Genomic DNA, 19,841 nt, shown 5'->3' with positions numbered 1-19,841 from the left:
GAACAGGACGCTTAATAATGGCATCAAACCGTCATTTGGGACGAATTGTCGCACTGCAAACACTTTATGAACATGAATTTCGCAAAGAGGTTGGTGATAGCGATGTTGATTATAAGGCTATTTTGAAGCGTAATTTGGCTGAATATAAATCATCGGTTGACGACATTGAATTTATCGATAATTTGATCAGCGGTGTACTTTCGACGCAGAGTCAATTGGATGAGAAATTGCAGCCATTGGCGCCAGAATGGCCTATTAGTCAGTTGCCGCGGATTGATCGGGCGGTACTTAGAATTGGTTTATATGAATTGCTATATTGTGCAGATACCGTTCCGCCGAAAGTGGTGATTAACGAGGCGGTAGAATTAGCGAAAGCGTTCGGTTCGGATAACTCGGGTAAGTTTGTGAATGGCGTGCTTGGCACGGCACTCCGTACTCTCGTGGAGGAGTCCGACAGTGAGAACAAGCAACTTTGATAAGATAAAAAAATATTTTGGTGGCAGCAAGAAGCCATTGATTCAGGAAATTGTACGTGAGCCAACTGCTGGTGGTGTGATTTTTCGCCGTAATAAAAAGGGCGAGGCGGAATTTTTGCTATATCAAGACGCTCGCGACCGCTGGACAATTCCGAAAGGTCATATTGAGCCGGGCGAAACGGCTCAGGTGACGGCTCGTAGGGAAATTGGTGAGGAAACTGGGCTGAAGAAAATTGAACTGCACGGCTGGCTGGGCAAGGTGAATTTTCGTTATCGTCGAATCGATAAATTGGTATTGATGACAACGCAAGTTTATCTAGTTAAGGCGTTGGATCCTAATGAGAGACTCCAAAAGGAAGAGTGGATGAATGGTCTTAAATGGTTTAGTTTTCATGAGGCGCTGGATGAAGTTGAATATGAAGATATTGGCAAGCTGATTCTTTTGGCGATGAAGCGAATTAGACAGGAGAACTTGTAGATGAGTGGAATGAACACGGCTCCGTATCAAGAGTTTGCGCGCGAAAAATTAGGTTTTGAATTTACGAATTTGGATTTGCTGATTACAGCTTTGACTCACCGTAGCTATGTGAATGAGCATCGAAAATCCGTTCATCATCACAATGAGCGCTTGGAATTCTTAGGTGATGCGGTTCTGGAATTGGCGGTAACAGAATATTTGTTTACGCATTTTTCTGAGCCAGAGGGAATTTTGACTGCTTGGCGGGCAGCTTTGGTACGAACGGAAAGTATTGGCGATGCTGGCGATAAGTTGGGTTATGGTCCGCTGATTCGTATGTCAAAGGGTGAGAAGAATGGCTCAGAGCGAGCGCATTTACAGATTTTAGCTAATGCGTTTGAGGCGGTAATCGGCGCGATTTATTTGGAGCGCGGCTTTGACGATGCTCGCGATTTTATTCACAAGCATATAATTGTTAAGCTGGACGGAATTTTAGAGTCTGGCAGTTGGCGCGATCCGAAGTCATATTTACAGGAAATTTCTCAACGAGTTGATAATCAAACGCCAATATATAAAGTTCTGAGCGAAGAGGGTCCAGACCACGACAAAGTCTTTACTCTTGGGGTTTTTGTTGGCGATAATATGATGGGGCGAGGCATTGGTCCATCTAAGCAAGTTGCTCAACAGCAAGCTGCTCGTGCTGCAATTGCTAAATATAAAGAATCTGGCGAGAAATAGTTAAAGTTTGCACGGCGTAAACTGCTCGTGTATAATGAAAATACAGTTTAATTCCAGGAGGAGGGGCAGAATGTCAACAATAGATCAGCAGTTTGTAGAATATACTGTAAAGGCGTTGGTTGGACATCCAGAAGACGTCGTAGTAGACCGAACGATTGATGAAAAGGGCGTTTTACTAACATTGACAGTTAATCCAGCAGATTTGGGTCGAGTTATTGGTAAGCGCGGCAGTACGGCACAGAGTTTGCGTACACTTCTGCGAGCTTTGGGCGCAAAGAATGACGCTCGATATAACTTGAAAATTGTTAACAATGATGGTTTTTCTGGTGAGCGTGAGAGTAATAGCTATAACGATCATGCTTCTGTGGATAACTCAACAGATGAAACTGTGGAAAATGGATCATCTTACGCAGAAAACACCAGAAAAGAGCTTGCAGAACTCGACGACCTTGATATATAATTAGAACCAGTTCAAGCACAGACATTATGCGAGAACAGCTCTATGCGAGACAATGGGAAACCATTGAGAGCCTTATTTGTGCTAAAAAACCGTCCTTACTGGGACGGTTTTTTGGTGGGGAATAATTTCTGTAAAAAGACATGAAAATAGCCCGCCAAGAGGCTCAAGCCGAGACTTTGGTGTCTCAAGGCGAGCTATTCTCATTGGCGGGCGTTAGCCCTTGCGCGGGGTGAGCTCCCATTCGGAGCTCGGATTGCACCACGGCTCATGGTAGCTGTTCTCCACGTGCTGCGGGAGAAACTTCCGACACTCACCATACTTCTCGAGTTCGCAGATACGCCTGAGGCATACTGCGGTGGTATCTGACAGGAGGAACTTCCTCGCCAAGTCACTACCGACAATCTCTCTAAGGAGACTGAATATAGAGACTTTAGTTTTAACTCCCCAATCAATCTGAGGGAACCTCTCCTTCAACATGAGCACGTCATCTGGTGTAGGGCTAAAGAATCGGATGGCGCATCTATCACGTTCTGAGATGAATGTTGCGTCTATCGGGTGTGTACCTCCTTCCTGAGGGTTAAGAATAATCCGATTCACTTCAGTCCCCGGGAAAATATCCTTAGCGAGGTTATTCGATAACCGGTCAGAATCAATTTCTGTCCGGGTATCGGTCCATACGGTGATGACGGTATAATCCTCGTAAGTCTCTATTGTAGAGGGGCTAGGCAATCCAATCTCTGTCAGAAACCTCTTCCACCTGTCTACGCTCCGACGCATGACAATTCCTTCCTATGTAAGGGCTACTTCTGCTCGGTTGAACAAAAGCTGATATATATATATCATACCTGGACAAAAAAGTCAACACTTGGTACACTGTAACAGATGAGAAAATTTCAAGTTATTACGCTTTTTCCGGAAATGATGACGGGGGTTTTTAATAATTCCATGATGTGGAAGGCCCAGAAAGACGGTATCGTGGAGCTCACTACGGTGAATTTGCGGGAGTTTGGTTTGGGGCCGCGGCGTCAGGTGGATGATACGCCGTATGGTGGTGGTGACGGGATGCTTCTTATGGTTGAGCCGTTATGGAAAGCGGTGGAATTTGCGAAATCTCAAGATGAAACAGCGAAGGTGGTATTAATGAGTCCGCGCGGGCAGCGCTGGAAGCAGGCTAAAGCCCAGCAAGAAGCCGATGATGACAGGGGTGTGATATTTATTTGTGGGCGATACGAGGGTGTTGATGAGCGAATTTTAGAACTAGTTGATGAGCAATGGAGTATTGGCGATTTTGTGCTGACAGGCGGAGAGTTGGCGGCGATGATGATGATTGATTCTATTGTTAGGTTGATTCCTGGAGTTTTGGGCGGTGAAAAATCTGCGGAAATTGAAAGTTTTTCAGATGGAGAAACGTTGGAATTTCCACAATATACACGACCCGAGGAGTTTAAAGGCTTACGTGTGCCGGATGTTTTATTGAGCGGACACCACGGAAAAATTGCCGAGTGGCGCGCTGAACAATCGCGGATATTGACCAATAAAAATACCCCATAGAGACGGGGTATTTTAAGTTGTGGTGGATTTGTCGTAGAGCGAAAGATACGATTTTGTGGTGTTTATTTTTGTAACGTTCGCTGATTTAACTTTATGACGTTTTTGTAAAAAGTGCAAGTGCTTTCGTAAAAAATACAACAAGCTTGAGCTTTTTTGACGCGCAAGCTATACTGAAATTATGTCTAGAAAAGTGAATAAAATTGTTAAATTGATTACAGGACTATTAATAATGGTGCCATTATTATGTCAATTATTTACGTTTGAGAAGTTTTCTGCGGTCATTACTTCTGCGGGGATTCCGCCATATTTAAGTCTTCCGATTGCGATAATATTGGTGGTTGTTGAGCTAACGTCATTGCCGTTTTTAATTGATATGAATATGTCAAAAAGAATCACTCTGACGAGCAGAATGGCTGGTTTTTTGAGTTTGGGGATTATGACAGTAATTAGTTTTTTGGCGTTTGTGAATGGGTATGCGGCGGTGATATTTGGTGCAACGATAAAGAATGTAAATAGTGCGGCTGCGATTTTTCTGGTATTCATGATGTGGATTTTGTTGATTTGCGCAAATTTATCGACGAAAAAAACAGCCAAATAATTGGCTGCTAAATTTCAAACTTGGCTGGGATGGAGGGATTCGAACCCCCGAATGGCGGGACCAGAACCCGCTGCCTTACCACTTGGCGACATCCCAACGGCAAACATAATTGTACTATAGAAAAATGATTTCCGCAAGCGTTTACTGGCCAGCGTTGACGCGATATACTGGTAGTATGAACTTGCAATGGATTGTAAAGCTAATTGCTGACGGATTGGTGGTACCGGTCGTGCTAATTGGTGCGTACGCGCTGATAAAATTAGTTCCAAATAAAGAGAAATATCAAGTTTATAGCCAGGTGCTAATGGCTGGTTTGACTGCTTACGTGGCGGCAAAAATTATCGGGTCAATTTATCAACCAGATCAGATGCGCCCGTTCGAGATTTTAGGCGTATCTGCCGGCGCGTCATTCCTTAATAATCCGGGTTTTCCGTCCGATCACGCGCTATTTACAATGGCAATTACTTTGGCGGTATTTTTCGGAGCGAAGAGCTGGCGGCTAGCTGTTATTTGTCTGGTTATGACGATCTTAATATGTGTCGGTCGGGTTATTGCTCTGGTACATACACCACTTGACGTTGTTGGCGGATTATTGATTGCCTGCGTAGGGATTGTTTGGTATAAACCGATGAATCTCTTGAAAAAACATAATATTTAAGCATATACATTTGCAATATTGACAAGTTTACGTTACAATTTACGTATGAAATTATTGTCAGCTATTTTCCGTGAAGAAATATCAGATTACACATATCCATTTTCAAGGCGAGTTTTCTTGAGGATTTTGGCGATTTTAGTTGCTAGCGGCGTGGCTATCTGGTTGCTGGCGCTTGCGTTTGATAAATTTATGATCACTCCTGTATTTTGCGCGAACGCTGAGCATATTTCTATTTGCGCAAACAGCACAAGCATCGCATCTTACGTCGCGTTGGTTTTGGCGGGAATTATGCTGGTGCCGGTGTTGGCGGTATTTGGTATCAAGCGACCTTTGCTAGTAGTAATCGCGGCAACTGTGTCGTTGTGGGGTGCTACATTATGGGCTGGCGGATCTTGGATTTTGTCATTGCTATGGGTGGTTTTGGCGACAGTTTTGGTATATTTGTCGTTAATCTGGTTGAATAGAATTCGCGGCAACGGCGCAGCAATTTTATTTATGACTTTATTTGCGATCTTAGCACGAGTTGTCTTGGCGCTATAATCACTGTACACTAAGTGTATGGAAATCATAATCATTATTCTCTTAATTGTTATTACTATTGGTTTGGGTGCGACTTTATTTGTCTTGCAATCAAAAATCAGCGAGCTAAAAAATCAATCATCCGTCGAGCTAATTAAAACCGATGTCGTGGAATTGGGGCGAACTATTGCGAAACTGAATGAATCCGTTAGCGATAAGTTGGAGCGAAGCAATGCGCAAGTCCAAACTTCCGTACAGAAACAATTGTCGGAAAGCGCAAAGTTGGTAGCTGACGTGACGCAGCGGTTGGCGAAATTGGATGAGACCAATAAGCGTGTGGTTGATGTGGCGACTGATCTGAAAACCTTGCAAAACGTGTTGCAAAATCCAAAGCAACGCGGGGTTTTTGGTGAGTTTTATCTGGAGAGTGTACTGGACAATGTTTTGCCCGCCAAGCAATATCAAATGCAATATCGTTTCAAGGACGGTGAAATTGTTGACGCGGTTATTTTTCTGGACAAGGGTCAAATATTGCCGGTGGACAGCAAGTTTTCTTTGGAAAATTACAATCGCATGATTAACGCCGAGACAAAATCTGAGCGTGAAATGTGGCTAAATAAGGTGAAGGCTGACCTTAAGGGGCGAATCGACGAAACTAGTAAATATATTCGTCCGCGCGAAAACACCATGGACTTTGCTTTTATGTTTATCCCTAGCGAATCTTTGTATTACGATCTTCTGATTAATAATGTTGGTCAGGGCGGTTCGAGTCGCGATTTGATTGAATATGCGTTCCGAGATAAGCGAGTGATTATTGTTAGTCCGACTAGCTTTCTCGCGTACCTACAGACCGTTCTTCAGGGGCTTCGTAGTTTGCAGATTGAAGAGCAGGCCAAAGATATTCAGGTTCGAGTTGGTCAATTGGGCGTTCATATTAAAAAGTTTGATGAGTTGATGACGAAAATGGGCAAGAGCCTTAGTACGACCGTTGGTCATTATAACAATACGTACAAGGAGCTAGGGAAGATCGATAAGGATGTCGTGCTAATTTCTGGTGGCGATAACCAAGCGCAACCGGAGCTGATTGATCGGCCGACTCAGGAAGATTGATATAAAAAATACCCCGCCGATTAAGCGGGATATTTTATTATGAAGTTATAATCTATTCTTCGTCTTTGTTTCGGTAGTTGACGAGTAGAAATAGGTTACCGCCTAACGCTGCACCGATTAGAGTAGCGGCAATTACTTCCAGGCTAAAGCGTGAATAGCTTTTTTCGCCTTCAGCTGGCAATACTCCATTGCTGCGTAGTTGAGAGTCGGTTTTCTCTGTAACAGCCAAAGAAACTGCTGGGTTCAAAGTTGCGCCTGAGATGTAGATTTCGCGTGGGTAAGTGCGGCCGTTCTTCTCAGTTTGAGCAGTACTTTGCTCTTTTTGGATTTTTGCAATAGCAGTACTTTTAATGTACGAAGAGATTGAGCCAGATACGACAAGACCAATCATCAATGCCAAGCCAATTCCAAAAGCTTGACCAGCTGCTTTGATTTCTTTGCGCTGTAATACTGCGGCGACGCCAAATACAAATACAGCGGTGCCGACTAATTCCATCGCGAAGATACTCCAAGAGAATGCAGTAAATTGGTCGAAGCTTAGTGCGAATCCGCCGTTTGTCAGTGAACCGACAAGTACGATAGCGGCCATTGCACCGAGGAATTGAGCACCCCAGTAAAACGGTACAAGCACAGTTTTTAGTTTGCGCATTGTCCAAAGGCCGAACGTAACGGCTGGATTGACATGTGCGCCAGAAATTCCACCGATAGCTGTAATGATAAGCATTAGTGTGAAGCCAACGTACATTGATGATAAGATGTCTGACGCAAATAGTGCAGCAAGCGTCAAGATGAATGTACCGATAACTTCCGCAATAACGATGTTAATTAAGTTATTTGGTAATTTAGAATCTAGTTTGACACGCTTGCTTTTAGCGGTAGATTCAGTAACGACGCGCTTGACGGTCGTTTTGGTTTCAGTCTTAGCGGCAGCGGTTTTCTTTTCTGCGGCTTTAACTGGGGCTTTCTTTGAAGTTTTCTTCGTAGCCATATTCCCTCCTTAAAGTAATATCACGACTATTATAACATAATTTGCTATACTGTAGTTATGGGATTATTTGTAAATCAACAAGATCAGCGTAGTGAATTGCAAGAGCGAATTGCGGCGGAATTAAGAGAGAAGGCAAAAGCTTCGAGTTTGCAAGAAAAGGCAACTATGGACGGCGTTGACGATATAAGATATTTGGAAGGCACGAAACAGACGACGACTTTGGCGTGGGCGTGGATTTTAATTGCTATTATGGCTGGTGTGGTGATTGTAATGTTTTTAATGCAAGGACGATAAAATGGTTGACTTAGATGAATTGAGAAGAGAAATAGTTTTGGCGGTTTCGCAATCCAAGTCTCCGCGTGAGTTTTTACGTGATCGACGACTTAGGGAATTGTATGATCAAATCAAGTCATTGCCGTCAGTTGAGCGTGGTCCGTTCGGCAAGCAGATTAACGAACTGAAGCAAGCAATTGAACAGGCTATTGCTGTGCGGCTGGAAGAGTTGGAAAAAGTTGACTTGAAACCGATTGACGTTACGGCGCCGATGGATATGAATTCACCCAAGCCTGAACTTTTGCTGAGCGAACAAGGTACGATTCATCCGCTGAGTGCTGAAATTGAGCGCATTTCTGAGATCTTTAATCGCATGGGATTTGTCACGGAAGAGTCCAGAGAGATTGATGATCAATTCCATATGTTTGAGAGTCTGAATTTTCCAAAAGGTCATCCAGCGCGCGACGATTACGATACGTTTATGACCGAGGAAACTGATTCTAATGGCGATCGTTTGATTGCTCCGGCGCATACGTCGACTATGCAAAATCGCGTGCTAATGAAATATCGCGACAATTTGGAAAAAGGCGAGGCTATTGCCGCTATCGTTCCTGATCGCGTTTTCCGCAACGAAGATTTGGATGCGCGCCACGAGCATACGTTTTATCAAGTCGAAGGCGTGTACGTTTCGCGTCGGGTTAATGTTGGCAATTTGATTGCCACGCTGCAAGAATTTTTGCAGGAATATTATGGCAAGAAACTTGACGTTCGCGTTAATCCATTTTACTTTCCGTTCACTGAGCCTAGCTTCGAGTTTGCGTTAAGTTGTCCGTTTTGTGAAGGAAAAAATCCTGATTGTAAAGTTTGTTCTGGTGAGGGTTGGATTGAGCTATTGGGCTGCGGAATGATTCATCCGAATGTCCTTCGGGCGGCACAAATTGACCCGAATGAATATACAGGATTTGCTTTTGGTTGCGGAATCGACCGCTTGGTTATGATGAAGTATGGAATCGAAGATGTCCGTCATTTTGAAAGCGGCAAATTGGACTTTTTGGAACAATTTTAAGCAATATGAAACTTCGACAGATTAAGGATTTTTTGTGCAAGAATCGCCTTCAGGCACTCTGTATTCTTAATGGTGTCGTTTTGGCTGTGGGCTTGGTTGTGGCGATGCTGCTTTCTGATGATAATCGGTGGACGAACTGGAGCTTGAGTAGATTGGGCGAAACCACCTCGAATCGTTTGTCTGCATTTTCGTTCAATTCGGGAGTGTTTTTATCTGGTTTGATTATGGTGACGATTGGGTTTTTTATGAATCGTGGTTATCTTAAACTTGGTCAAATTCGCTCTGCCCGAATATCTGGCTGGACACTTTCATTGTTTGCGATTTGTATGATAGGAGTGGCGCTTTGCCCGAACGACACAATGCACGCGGCTCATTTTGTTTTCTCGCGCGGCATCGTGATATTGATGGTGCTTTTGATGTTTCTTTTACCGTCAAGTTTGAGCTATTTAACTCATCGCGAGCGAATCTCATCTTTCAGTTTTCCGATTTTTGCGACAATTATAGCGGCGCAAGGTTACGCTATGGGCAAGTTTTGGTTTGTGATAGTAGAAGTTTTATTGGGGATTTTTGCGACGATATGGCTAGTTCTGATTTGCCGTAGGATGGAACTTAAATTGTCCGACCTGAAAACTTCGTAAAATGCTATAATTACTTCAAAAGGAGTAATTATGAATCACACAATTTTTGACAACATCGTATAGCGGTAAGTTGGACTTTTTGGAACAGTTTTAAGGAGCTATTACACACGATAATAGTAGTAGCTCAAAAACTTGTAATAAAAGAGGCAGTTCTGTGTGCCGATAGAGAATTTGTTGCAGCGAGAGAGATCGCTAAAAAAGATAGGAGGAGGTAAAATGGATACACAACAATTTGACGCACTCATCATTGGTTTTGGCAAAGCTGGCAAAACATTGGCGGTAGCGCTGGCAAATGCGGAAAAAAAGGTAGCGCTAGTGGAGCGGTCGCCAAAGATGTATGGTGGCACCTGTATTAATATTGCTTGTATTCCTACTAAGGTGCTAGTCAATGCAGCCGAACATCATCAAAGTTTTGATGAGGCGATGGCACATAAGACAACAGTGGTAGCGCGGTTGAATGAGAAGAACTATCACATGCTTGCAGATCGTGAAACAGTGAGCGTCATTGAGGGTGAAGCATCGTTCGTAGATGATCGTACTGTGAAGATTGTGGCGGGTAACGACGAGCTAGTAGTTAGTGCACCACAGATTTTTATTAACACCGGTGCGGAACCAATCATCCCAGATATTCCAGGTGTTGATAAGCCGTTTGTGTATACCAGTACTGAATTGCTGGATAGAATGACGCAGCCAAAACAGCTAGCTATCATTGGTGGCGGTTATATTGGGTTAGAGTTTGCCTCAACTTATGCCAAACTTGGTACAAAAGTAACAGTATTTGAGAGGGGCGATGCTCTGCTTGCACGTGAAGATCCAGCAATTGCTCGGGCTGCTACTGAAGCATTGCAGGCACAGGGTATTGAGATTGTGTTTAGTGTGGATGTGACAGCGATTGAGGGTGAGTCTACTGCAACGATTCGCACAGTAAATCATGATGATTACGCTGGTTATGATGCGGTTTTGATGGCTACGGGCCGTCGCCCGGCAACGATGAGCTTGAATTTACCAGCTGCTGGTGTAGCGACGGATGAGCGCGGGGCAATTGTGGTTGATGAAACACTTCGCACTAGTCGGTCGCATATTTGGGCAATGGGCGATGTAACGGGTGGGCCACAATTTACCTATGCATCGCTGGATGATTTTCGGATTGTGAGAAGCCAGTTGCTGGGCGATGGTCTGTACACTCGCGCCAAACAAAAAACTTTGCCGTACGCGGTCTTTATGCAAACACCGCTAGGTCGGGTGGGTATGACAGAGGCTGAGGCGCGTGCGACGGGGTGCGAAATTATCGTAAAAGAGCTGCCTGCTATGGCGATTCCACGCCTGCATGTTGATAATGCTACAACAGGATTGCTGCGTGCGGTGATTGATGCAAACACTGAACAAATTTTGGGTGCTAGTTTATTGTGTCGTAACTCACCAGAAGTCATTAATATTATCAAAACTGTAATGGATAATGGCCTGCCATATACTGTGCTGCGTGATCAAATATTCACTCATCCAACGGTGAGTGAGGCATTAAACGATTTATTTGCATAAAGGAGTAATTATGAATCACACAATTTTTGACGATATCGTATCTGGAAAAATGAAATCTTGGAAGGTTTGGGAGGATGAGAAGTTTTTGGCATTTTTAACGCCGTTTCCGAACACGCCAGGTTTTACTGTGGTGATTCCGAAGCAGAATCCGGGTGATTACGTATTTTCTTTGGACGATAATTTATATTCCGAAATGATGCTGGCAGTGAAAAAGATTGCTGGTATTTTGGAAAAAGCATTTGACACCCCGCGAGTGGCGCTGATTTTTGAAGGCACGGGCGTAGCACACGTGCACGCCAAATTGATGCCGCTTCATGGCGATTTAGCAAAGGGAATTGGTTCACCAGTATCGCACAAGCAAGCGTTTTATGAGGAATATTCTGGCTGGTTAACCACGGCTGACGGTCCAAGGATGGACGACGCTCAATTGGATGAAATTCAAGCGCGAATTTTAGCCGTGCAGGGTAAATAGAATAGCTAGTTCGCCTCTAATTTTACGTTTTTTCCTTCGTACATATCCAAATAGAACGGATATAATTTGTCGGCGTGCTTTTTAACCTCGTCTTGGTTTAAGGCTACAATGTCGTGACCGATACCAAATGAGGTCGGAATTGAATAATATTGGAATTTGGCGTCAGAAGCTGCAGCCATTTGCTTAGGTATGTTGACTGCGAGATTTTTATCAATTGCGGTGTCGTTTTCGCTTGTTACAACCCCGACGTATTTTAGCCCTGGAGCTTTTAGATCGGATTTATAGTTCTTGGCGATTATCATATATTTTCCAAGAGCGCGATATGATAAATTGCTACCCGTGAACGAATCTGGAAGAATATTACGTCCGTAAAGATTTCGTAAAAGCGGAATTTTCCAGGAAGGAGTTTCCGACTTTGAAGGCTGATAAAAAGGTGATAGAAGCAGTGCTCGTGATATGGTTTGGCTGTTGTACTGAGTAATCCAGGTCGCCATATTTGCGCCGCCAGAAAGTCCGACAACTCCCGTTTCATCACCCAAACCACTAATTATGCTGGTGCTGGAATTCATAAATTGTGCCATTGCTGGAATGGTGATTTCTCCGTGTCGTTTGTTGTCCGTCAGGCCGTGACTGGGGACGCGGGGAATATAGACGTTGTAGCCAGCGTTGAAAAAGGTGTCGCCCAGGTCTGCGAATTGCTGCGGACATGCGCTTACGCCATGAATCATCATAACGGCTTTGGTGGTTTTTTTGCCGTGGGTTTTAATAATTGATCGACATTCTGGCCTGACGTCTGCGTTTGACGAATCCCCGTTGATGGTACGTATTGCGGCGGCAACAGACTGGTTGTAATTTAATTTTTCAGAGTTCGATGATTGTAGTTCTTTGAATGTTGCTGGCCAAAAGAAAGCTGCGGCGACTAATAGGGATGCAATGAGGATAATTACACCAACTATCCATACGATAATTTTTATAATGTGATATTTCTGAGGAGTTTTCATATTGATATTATATTGGTTATGTGTGGAGATGTGAAGTTTTGTAACGATCTTCTTAATAGTCTATACAAATATCCCGATAAGGCCGCGTTGCAATTTCCATTGAATCTAGAATTATCATCGCCGTTACTTGTTTTAGGATTGCGTTCATGTTTGCGACGTTTATGGTTTTCGCTAGGTCATTTCTGGCTAATAGCGTGGTGGTTTATTGATAAAAATATATGGGCACTGAAATATAAAATGGGTCAGACGTGAAAGTTTCGGCAAGGTTTCTTAGGTCGGTTGCGTGCGAAGTCTGCGCATAATATGGGAAAAATATGTCGGACAGATCAAGTCTCGGATAAATGCTTTAAATAATCAATAACATCTATATAATAAGGATCTGCGCTTTCTGGAATATTAGTATCTAATAGTTCCGATAACGTCATCCAACGGTATTTTTTTATGTTCCCAGCTTAACTTAACAGAAATGTCAGCCTCAGTCTTATCTATGACTGTCTCAAAGAGTACATGTTTTGTGTTTTTGTGCCGCTTAACAAATAGCTTTTTTAAGCCATTTGGATATATACATATGCCAGTTTCTTCCTGTACTTCTCGCGTGGTCGCCATCCTGGAGGTTTCTTCAGATTCTACTTCTCCCCCAGGAAGATCAAGATGCCCAGGGAAATTAGGGTGTGTATCTCCCCTGTAGAGCAGTAGATATTTGCCATTTTTATTCTTAATAAGTGCTTTTGACACTATCTTAACCATATTTCAATTGTAATGGAGGGGCAATATTTGATCAATGCGATGTACTGTGAACAATGAAAAATGATGAATTAAAATCTATATTTGAAGAATTTGTGCAAGATACTCGGGGTGTGATATAGGTATGAATTTGGCGAATGAGATTATGATTTTTCACTTTTATTGCTCGTGGTAATTTGTAGTTTTCTAAGGTCGATTACTTGCCGGTAAGATGGTATAATTATGTTAGTATGAAAGTTAGCTTAAATCTTATAAAACAATTGATTAATTTTGAGTTGCCGCCAGTTGATGAGTTGGTGTCGCGGGTAAATCAGCAACTTGGTGGTGTCGAGGAAGTGATTGACCTGAAGGCCAAATATGATGGCGCGCGCATTGTGCGGGTTATTGAGTGCGAAAAGCATCCAAATGCGGATCGTTTGAGCGTGACTAAAATTGACGATGGTGGCGTAGCAGACGTTCCAAGGGATGATAATGGTTACGTGCAAGTGGTTTGTGGTGCGCCGAATGTTCATGCTGATATGTGGGCAATTTGGCTGCCGCCAAAAAGCACCGTCCCAGCAAGTTTTGATGACGCTGAGCCGTTCGTACTGGATGCGCGACCGCTACGTGGAATCTTAAGTCAGGGTATGTTGGCGGCGGCTGATGAGTTAGCGATTGGTACGGATCACGAGGGAATTATTGAGATTAATGAGCGTGATATTCCGGCGGGCGTTACACTTCAAGCTGGCGCAAGTTTTGCGGAAGTGTTTGGGCTGGACAATTACGTGCTGGAAATTGAAAATAAGATGTTTACGCACAGACCGGATTGTTTTGGGCAACTTGGTGTGGCGCGCGAAATTGCTGGTATTTTTCACCAACGATTTACTAGCCCTGATTGGTATGAACAAGATCAACAGTTTGCTGACGCTAATGATTTGGAGCTGACAGTAGAAAATGACGCACCAGAACTAGCACGGCGTTTTATGGCAGTGGCAATTCGTGGTGTTTCTGTGCGCCCAAGCCCGTTGTGGTTGCAGTGTCGATTAGTCGCAATGGGTGGTAAGCCTATCAATAATATCGTTGACGCGACAAACTACGTGATGTTTATGACGGCGCAGCCGACTCACGCTTATGATTACGACAAGTTGCGCGGGCATAAACTTGGCGTGCGAATGGCACACGATGGCGAAAAAGTCGGTTTGCTTAATGGCAAGGAATATGAATTGACGGCTGACGATATTGTTATCGCTGATGGTGAAGGTGTGATTGGGTTAGCTGGAATTATGGGCAGCGTTGATACGGAAGTCTCAGCTGAAACAAATAATATTGTCCTTGAATGTGCCAATTTTGATATGTACGCGCTACGTCGCACGGCTATGCGCCATGGAATTTTCACCGACGCCCTGACTAGGTTTAATAAGGGGCAATCGCCTCTGCAAAATGCTGCCATATTAAAGCAATTGATGAATATGGTTGGTGGAGTGCAGGCGAGCGAAGTTTTTGATTTGAAACAATTCGACGGACATATGGACGATTATTTCGATGGAAAATATACGCCAGCGAATATTGATATCGATGGTAAGTTTATAAATGAGAGACTAGGCTCGGATTTGTCTGATGACGACATTTGCGAGCTGCTTAATAGCGTTGAGATTCGCAGTCACAGTATGGAAAAAGAATCTGGCTATATCTGTATTCAAGTGCCATTTTGGCGGACTGACCTTGAATTGCCGGAAGATATTGTAGAGGAGGTCGGGCGATTATACGGTTTTGATAGATTGCCGCGTCATTTGCCAGAGCGAAGCATTAAGCCTGCGCCGAAGAATGAGCGTCGTGAATTGAAACAGAGAATTCGCCAAAGTTTGTCACGAGCTGGAGCAAACGAAGTTTTGACATATAGCTTTGTTCATGAGCGAGTTTTGAAAAATTCCGACCAAGACCCGAACCGTGCGTATCGCTTGAGCAACGCGCTTAGTCCAGACTTGCAATATTACCGAATTGGCATTTTGCCGAGTTTGTTGGATAAAGTTCATGCCAATATAAAATCTGGGCATGACGAATTTATGTTGTTTGAAATTGGCAAAATTCACGATAAGAAATTAGGGTTTAACGATGAGAATTTGCCGATTGAAAAGACTTTCATTGACGGAGTTTATGCGAATAAAAAACCTCAAGTTGGCGCGCCGTTTTACAAGGTGAGGAAAATTGCTGAAAGGCTAATGAAAGATTTGAGTGTTGAGGTTGATTTTGTGAAGATTGCGGAATCTGACAGCGATGTTCCAGCGCCATTTGATGCGAAACGCAGTGCTTGGATTATGGCGAAGAATGGCGACAATTTGGGGATTGTTGGCGAGCTGGTTCAGTCTGCTCGACGCAATTTCAAATTGCCAGATTACACGGCAGCGTTTTCTATCGATATTGAAAAATTGCAGGAAAATCTGATTAAAAATCAGGGCTATAATTACCAGCCGTTAAGTCGATTCCCGTCGACTGCCAGAGATATTTCATTGAGGATGGATTCGGATGTTGATTATGCGAAAGTTTATGCTTGCGCTGAAGAAGTTGCTAAAAAACACGGTGAGCTACAAATCGTCATAACGCCAATTGCGATATACCAGCCAAAAAATGATGATTCGACAAAAACTGTAACTTTGAATGTAAAGTTTACGAGCGCTGAGCGGACACTGGAAGATAAAGACATTGCGCCGATTATTGAGGAAATTGCCGCGATGGCTGCGGAAGAATTCGACGCCGCTCAGGTTTAATGTGATTTGTTGTGCTTGATAAAAATTGCTATAATTGAAAAGTAAATAAAGGAGGAATATGGCAACTACAAAAGGCCAGAGAATAGGTATTTGGGTTATTGCCGGCATGATGTTTTTGGGGACCGTTGGCGGATTTGTCGCTATGATGGTAGCGCCTGGAAATGAAGCCAAAGACCAGGCAGCGTTTGAGAAAGCTAAGAATGAATACGCCAAGGCTACTGACGAGCGAAAAAAGAAAGTAGAGGCTCAGGCTAATGAATTGAGTCAAAAATATTACGGCAAGTTTTCTGAGTTTAGCTCACGAGTTGGCGCGTTTGAAGCTGGTGACGTGAAAGAGCTTGTTAAGGAAGATTTGGTCGAGGGTGAAGGCGCTGAGGTTAAGGACGACACCAAGTTGGCTGTTTACTACATTGGCTGGAATGCAAAAGGTGAGATTTTCGATCAATCAATCGCTGACGGCAAATTGAAAGCTCCGCTCAATATGGATGGCCCGGCAAATACCGCGGTTATTCAGGGCTGGAAAGAGGGCTTGATTGGTATGAAAATTGGCGGTGTGCGTGAATTAACAATTCCAGCCAACAAGGCTTACGGCGACAAAGCTCAGGGTGATAAAATTCCTGCAAATTCTCCGCTTAAGTTTGTGGTGATGGCTATTGAAAAGCCAGCTGATATTCCAGAGCCAGAAATGCCAGAAGTGATGAAGCAATATTATCGATCGCGAGGTTTCAATGTCTAAAGATGTTATTATTGTTGGCGCTGGCCCAAGCGCGTTAACGGCGGCAATTTACTTGTCGCGCGAAGATGTCGACACGACATTATATGAGCGTGGCGTGGTCGGTGGAATGGCAGCGATTACTGATCAAATTGACAATTATCCTGGATTTGCTGAGGGCGTTACGGGAATGAAGCTGGCGTCTGAATTGCAACAACAGGCGGAGCGATTTGGTGCGAAGATTGAGTATGGTGACGTGACGGAATTGAAGCAAGTTGATGGCGGGTTGGAGCTGACAATTGACGGTCAATCTATTCGCGCGAAGTCAGTTTTGCTAGCGACTGGCTCAAATCACCGCAAATTAGGCGTTCCTGGCGAAGACGAATTATATGGTCGAGGCGTGCATTACTGTGCGACTTGTGATGGCGCGTTTTATCGGGATAAAAATTTAATCGTTGTTGGCGGTGGAAATTCTGCCGTGCAGGAAGCGATATTTTTGACGCGGTACGCTAGTCATATTGATCTGTTGGTTCGCAGTAAATTGCGCGCCAGTGATATTTTGCAAAAAGATTTGCAAAAGTATGTCGATGATGGAAAAATTACCGTTCACATCGGTGCGACGACTGATGAAGTTATTGTCAAGGACGATAAGTTTTACGGCGTTAAATCGACCCAAAACGGCGAGCAGAAAGAATTTACTGCTGATGGATTATTCGTATTTATTGGGCTAATTCCAAACACACAATTCCTGACAGACTCGGACGTTGAGCTGGATTTGGGCGGACACATCATTACTGACGAACATTTGCACACTAATATTCCTGGCGTTTTTGCTTCTGGTGATGTACGCTCGGGGGCAACTATGCAAATCGCTTCGGCAGTTGGTGAAGGTGCGGTGGCAGCGCTGCAGATTCGTGAATATTTACAAGAAAAGGCCAGAGAGGAGTAAAAAGATGGCAGATTTTAATCAAATTTTAACACCTGGTGATGTCGAAAACGGCATCGTAAATGTAGTTGTTGAGATTCCACAGGGATCAAGTCATAAGATCGAGTGGAACCGTGAGCTTGCAGTGATGCAGTTGGATCGTGTTGAGCCAGCTATTTTTGCAAAGCCAACAAACTACGGTTTCATTCCACAAACTTTGGATGAAGATGGCGACGAATTGGACGCGCTAATTATCACCGACGAACCGTTGACGACTGGTATTTTTATGGAAGCAAAGGTTATCGGCGTGTTGGAATTTGTTGACGATAATGAAGTTGACGACAAGGTTATCGTTGTGCCAGCCGACGACCGAAACACTGGCAACACAATCAACTCACTAGAAGACCTACCTTCACAATTGTTGAAACAAATTGAACATCATTTCAACCACTACAAGGATTTGAAGAAGCCTGGTTCAACAATAGTTAAGGGCTTTGGTGATGTAGAACGAGCAAAGCAAATTATCCGCGAGTCAATTACTCGTTGGAATGAAAAATAAATCGCGTTTGATTATCGATTAAAACGGAGAGACTGGCGAGCGTTACTTGTATCGGAAGAACGAGGAGACGCCGCCAGTTAATTGTTGTAAGATGCTGTTTGAGCGGGATAATTGTAAGCGTAGTTTATCTTTGGCGTGTGGCGTAATTATGACGTCTCGCCAATCTGGTTTTGGATGAGCGGACTTACTTGTTAAAACTTCAATTGTGTCGCCGTGCTGTAATTTGTAATTGAACGGCTTCATCACGCCATTGATCTTAAATCCGCTTGCGCGCGCCGCGATATCGGAATGAATTCGGTAGGCGTAATCCAAGGGAAATGCTCCGCGAGGTAAATCGTAAATATCGCCCTTTGGTGAATATACGAAAATCCTGTCGGAAAATAGCTTCATTCGGAATTTGTTGGAGTCGAATCGCTTTCCTTCGCTAATTAAAGCGGCGGCTTCTTGAAGTTCGCGAATCCATGACAAATCGGCTGGCATAGTTCCGATTTTTCCTTTTTTATAGGCGTCGGTCAATTTTTGCTCATTGTAATGGAAACTAGCCGCTAATCCACGCTCGGCGTATTCGTGCATTTCTTTGGTTCGGATCTGGAACTCGACAATTTGTCCGCTCGGAGTTTGCACGGTTGTATGCAAGCTTTGATAGCCATTTGGTTTTGGATTGGCAACATAATCTTTAATCCTCTCGTACATCGGCTGATACATGTCATGCAGAATTCCCAGAACCAAATATCCAGTTGATAAATCATCGACAATTATTCTTAGGGCAATCAAATCATAAATCTTATCAATATCACCAACTTTGTCCAATTTCTTAAACAGACTATAAACGCTCTTAACGCGTCCGTCCATCTGGAAAACCAGCTTTTCCGCTTTTAGTCGCGCTTCAACTTCACGACGAACGTGATCCAATTTTCGTTGTGACTTTTTCAGTCGACTGTCCATCAAATTTTTGGTTTCCTGGAAAGCTTTCGGCATCAAATATCTAAAACTCAGCTCTTCCAATTGAACGCGAACTCGCCCCATATTTAAGCGGTCGGCCAGCGGCGCAAAAACTTCAATTGTTTCTCTGGCAATTTTTTTCTGCTTTTCTGGCGTCATAAATTGCAAGGTTCGCATGTTGTGCAGGCGGTCGGCTAGCTTGATAATTATCACGCGCACATCTTCGCCCACGGCAATCATTAACTTGGTTAAATTGTCCTTCGTGTGTGGTAAATAACTATCCAAATTTCGCATCCCGGCCCGGGCTTGTGAAACTTTGGTTACTCCGTCAACTAAGAAAGCTACGTCACGGCCAAATAAACTTTCTAGTTCATCCAGAGTTGCGTCGGTATCTTCAACGGTGTCGTGCAGAACTCCCGCCACAACCGTATCAATATCCATACCCCATTCAATTAGAATTCCCGCCACCGCCAATGGGTGATTAATGTATGGCTCGCCACTTTTGCGCTTTTGTCTAATGTGCTTTTCCGTGGCGTAATCGATTGCGCTTGCTAAAACCAATACTGGTACTTCGTCGTATTTTTGCTCAGCGATTGACAATAACTCTTCGCGCGTCATGTTTATATTATACAACTTTGTAGTATAATTAAGAAAAGCTAAAGCGAAAATAT

At 43.7% G+C, this 19,841-nt stretch carries 23 protein-coding genes and 1 tRNA gene; 18 read left to right on the top strand and 6 right to left on the bottom strand.

The annotated features are described in order from the left end of the window. The first annotated feature begins 17 nt into the window (after positions 1-17). From nusB to LR957_RS02235, 4 genes are all read left to right on the top strand, one after another. A complete protein-coding gene (gene nusB, locus LR957_RS02250; RefSeq protein ID WP_232272737.1) occupies positions 18-476 on the top strand; it encodes a transcription antitermination factor NusB in 459 nt (152 codons plus the stop codon). Next, entirely contained in the window at positions 457-954 is a 498-nt protein-coding gene (locus tag LR957_RS02245; protein ID WP_052198839.1) for an NUDIX hydrolase, read from the top strand. Before nusB ends, LR957_RS02245 begins: the two co-directional genes overlap by 20 nt. After that, a complete protein-coding gene (gene rnc / locus LR957_RS02240) occupies positions 955-1,671 on the top strand; it encodes a ribonuclease III (RefSeq protein ID WP_232272736.1) in 717 nt (238 codons plus the stop codon). A gap of 70 nt (positions 1,672-1,741) precedes the next feature. Next, positions 1,742-2,131, top strand: coding sequence for a KH domain-containing protein (locus LR957_RS02235; RefSeq protein WP_039327626.1), 390 nt, complete (start codon positions 1,742-1,744; stop codon positions 2,129-2,131). 213 nt (positions 2,132-2,344) lie between these two features. Here the strand turns inward: LR957_RS02235 and LR957_RS02230 are convergent, their stop codons facing one another. Further along, complete coding sequence (locus LR957_RS02230) at positions 2,345-2,908, bottom strand: hypothetical protein (RefSeq protein ID WP_232272735.1); 564 nt, start codon at positions 2,906-2,908, stop codon at positions 2,345-2,347. 105 nt (positions 2,909-3,013) lie between these two features. Between LR957_RS02230 and trmD the strand changes: the two genes are divergently transcribed. Then, the gene (gene trmD / locus LR957_RS02225; protein WP_232272734.1) at positions 3,014-3,682 is read left to right on the top strand and encodes a tRNA (guanosine(37)-N1)-methyltransferase TrmD; all 669 of its coding nucleotides are present in this window, start codon (positions 3,014-3,016) and stop codon (positions 3,680-3,682) included. Positions 3,683-3,860: 178 nt separating this feature from the next. Then, positions 3,861-4,280: a hypothetical protein gene (locus LR957_RS02220; protein ID WP_232272733.1), complete on the top strand. Its 420-nt coding sequence runs from the start codon at positions 3,861-3,863 to the stop codon at positions 4,278-4,280. Between the two features lie 21 nt (positions 4,281-4,301). On the opposite strand, the gene LR957_RS02215 is transcribed toward LR957_RS02220, so the two are convergent. Further along, positions 4,302-4,376, bottom strand: a tRNA-Gln gene (locus LR957_RS02215). A 28-nt stretch (positions 4,377-4,404) separates the two neighbouring features. On the opposite strand from LR957_RS02215, the gene LR957_RS02210 reads away from it, so the two are divergent. Genes LR957_RS02210 through LR957_RS02200 form a run of 3 tightly spaced genes read left to right on the top strand, consistent with a single transcriptional unit; the run spans position 4,405 to position 6,567 of the window. Then, positions 4,405-4,938, top strand: a complete 534-nt coding sequence (locus tag LR957_RS02210) for a phosphatase PAP2 family protein (protein WP_232272732.1) — start codon at positions 4,405-4,407, stop codon at positions 4,936-4,938. Between the two features lie 45 nt (positions 4,939-4,983). Beyond that, positions 4,984-5,478, top strand: coding sequence for a hypothetical protein (locus LR957_RS02205; protein WP_129637143.1), 495 nt, complete (start codon positions 4,984-4,986; stop codon positions 5,476-5,478). Positions 5,479-5,496: 18 nt separating this feature from the next. Further along, positions 5,497-6,567 carry a DNA recombination protein RmuC gene (locus tag LR957_RS02200; RefSeq protein WP_232272731.1) on the top strand — a complete coding sequence of 357 codons (1,071 nt, stop codon included), beginning with the start codon at positions 5,497-5,499 and terminating at the stop codon, positions 6,565-6,567. Positions 6,568-6,619: 52 nt separating this feature from the next. On the opposite strand, the gene LR957_RS02195 is transcribed toward LR957_RS02200, so the two are convergent. After that, positions 6,620-7,555 (bottom strand): MIP/aquaporin family protein, encoded by a 936-nt coding sequence (locus LR957_RS02195; protein WP_232272730.1) that lies wholly within the window; start codon positions 7,553-7,555, stop codon positions 6,620-6,622. A gap of 57 nt (positions 7,556-7,612) precedes the next feature. Between LR957_RS02195 and LR957_RS02190 the strand changes: the two genes are divergently transcribed. From LR957_RS02190 to LR957_RS02170, 5 genes are all read left to right on the top strand, one after another. Beyond that, positions 7,613-7,849, top strand: coding sequence for a hypothetical protein (locus tag LR957_RS02190; protein ID WP_232272729.1), 237 nt, complete (start codon positions 7,613-7,615; stop codon positions 7,847-7,849). A 1-nt stretch (position 7,850) separates the two neighbouring features. Further along, positions 7,851-8,894, top strand: a complete 1,044-nt coding sequence (gene pheS / locus LR957_RS02185; RefSeq protein ID WP_232272728.1) for a phenylalanine--tRNA ligase subunit alpha — start codon at positions 7,851-7,853, stop codon at positions 8,892-8,894. Between the two features lie 5 nt (positions 8,895-8,899). Next, the gene (locus tag LR957_RS02180; protein WP_232272727.1) at positions 8,900-9,532 is read left to right on the top strand and encodes a hypothetical protein; all 633 of its coding nucleotides are present in this window, start codon (positions 8,900-8,902) and stop codon (positions 9,530-9,532) included. A 216-nt stretch (positions 9,533-9,748) separates the two neighbouring features. Beyond that, complete coding sequence (locus LR957_RS02175; RefSeq protein WP_232272726.1) at positions 9,749-11,071, top strand: FAD-dependent oxidoreductase; 1,323 nt, start codon at positions 9,749-9,751, stop codon at positions 11,069-11,071. 10 nt (positions 11,072-11,081) lie between these two features. Continuing rightward, positions 11,082-11,543 carry an HIT family protein gene (locus tag LR957_RS02170; RefSeq protein WP_232272725.1) on the top strand — a complete coding sequence of 154 codons (462 nt, stop codon included), beginning with the start codon at positions 11,082-11,084 and terminating at the stop codon, positions 11,541-11,543. A gap of 5 nt (positions 11,544-11,548) precedes the next feature. Here the strand turns inward: LR957_RS02170 and LR957_RS02165 are convergent, their stop codons facing one another. Together LR957_RS02165 and LR957_RS02160 are read right to left on the bottom strand one after the other, a co-directional pair. Then, complete coding sequence (locus LR957_RS02165) at positions 11,549-12,544, bottom strand: serine aminopeptidase domain-containing protein (protein ID WP_232272724.1); 996 nt, start codon at positions 12,542-12,544, stop codon at positions 11,549-11,551. A 396-nt stretch (positions 12,545-12,940) separates the two neighbouring features. Continuing rightward, positions 12,941-13,291 (bottom strand): NUDIX hydrolase, encoded by a 351-nt coding sequence (locus LR957_RS02160; protein WP_232272723.1) that lies wholly within the window; start codon positions 13,289-13,291, stop codon positions 12,941-12,943. A gap of 227 nt (positions 13,292-13,518) precedes the next feature. Between LR957_RS02160 and pheT the strand changes: the two genes are divergently transcribed. Genes pheT through LR957_RS02140 form a run of 4 tightly spaced genes read left to right on the top strand, consistent with a single transcriptional unit; the run spans position 13,519 to position 18,228 of the window. Beyond that, positions 13,519-16,032, top strand: a complete 2,514-nt coding sequence (gene pheT / locus LR957_RS02155) for a phenylalanine--tRNA ligase subunit beta (RefSeq protein ID WP_232272722.1) — start codon at positions 13,519-13,521, stop codon at positions 16,030-16,032. Positions 16,033-16,090: 58 nt separating this feature from the next. Beyond that, entirely contained in the window at positions 16,091-16,768 is a 678-nt protein-coding gene (locus tag LR957_RS02150; RefSeq protein WP_232272721.1) for an FKBP-type peptidyl-prolyl cis-trans isomerase, read from the top strand. Beyond that, positions 16,761-17,693 carry an NAD(P)/FAD-dependent oxidoreductase gene (locus LR957_RS02145; protein ID WP_232272720.1) on the top strand — a complete coding sequence of 311 codons (933 nt, stop codon included), beginning with the start codon at positions 16,761-16,763 and terminating at the stop codon, positions 17,691-17,693. Before LR957_RS02150 ends, LR957_RS02145 begins: the two co-directional genes overlap by 8 nt. Before the next feature lie 4 nt (positions 17,694-17,697). Then, complete coding sequence (locus LR957_RS02140) at positions 17,698-18,228, top strand: inorganic diphosphatase (RefSeq protein ID WP_232272719.1); 531 nt, start codon at positions 17,698-17,700, stop codon at positions 18,226-18,228. A gap of 42 nt (positions 18,229-18,270) precedes the next feature. Here LR957_RS02140 and LR957_RS02135 read toward each other — a convergent pair whose 3' ends face one another. Continuing rightward, positions 18,271-19,788 (bottom strand): RelA/SpoT family protein, encoded by a 1,518-nt coding sequence (locus tag LR957_RS02135; protein WP_232272718.1) that lies wholly within the window; start codon positions 19,786-19,788, stop codon positions 18,271-18,273. Positions 19,789-19,841 lie beyond the last annotated feature (53 nt).

The sequence above is a fragment of the Candidatus Nanosynbacter sp. HMT-352 genome (assembly GCF_021222645.1).
Lineage (GTDB): Bacteria > Patescibacteriota > Saccharimonadia > Saccharimonadales > Saccharimonadaceae > Nanosynbacter.
This window is presented reverse-complemented; position numbering and strand designations above follow the sequence as displayed.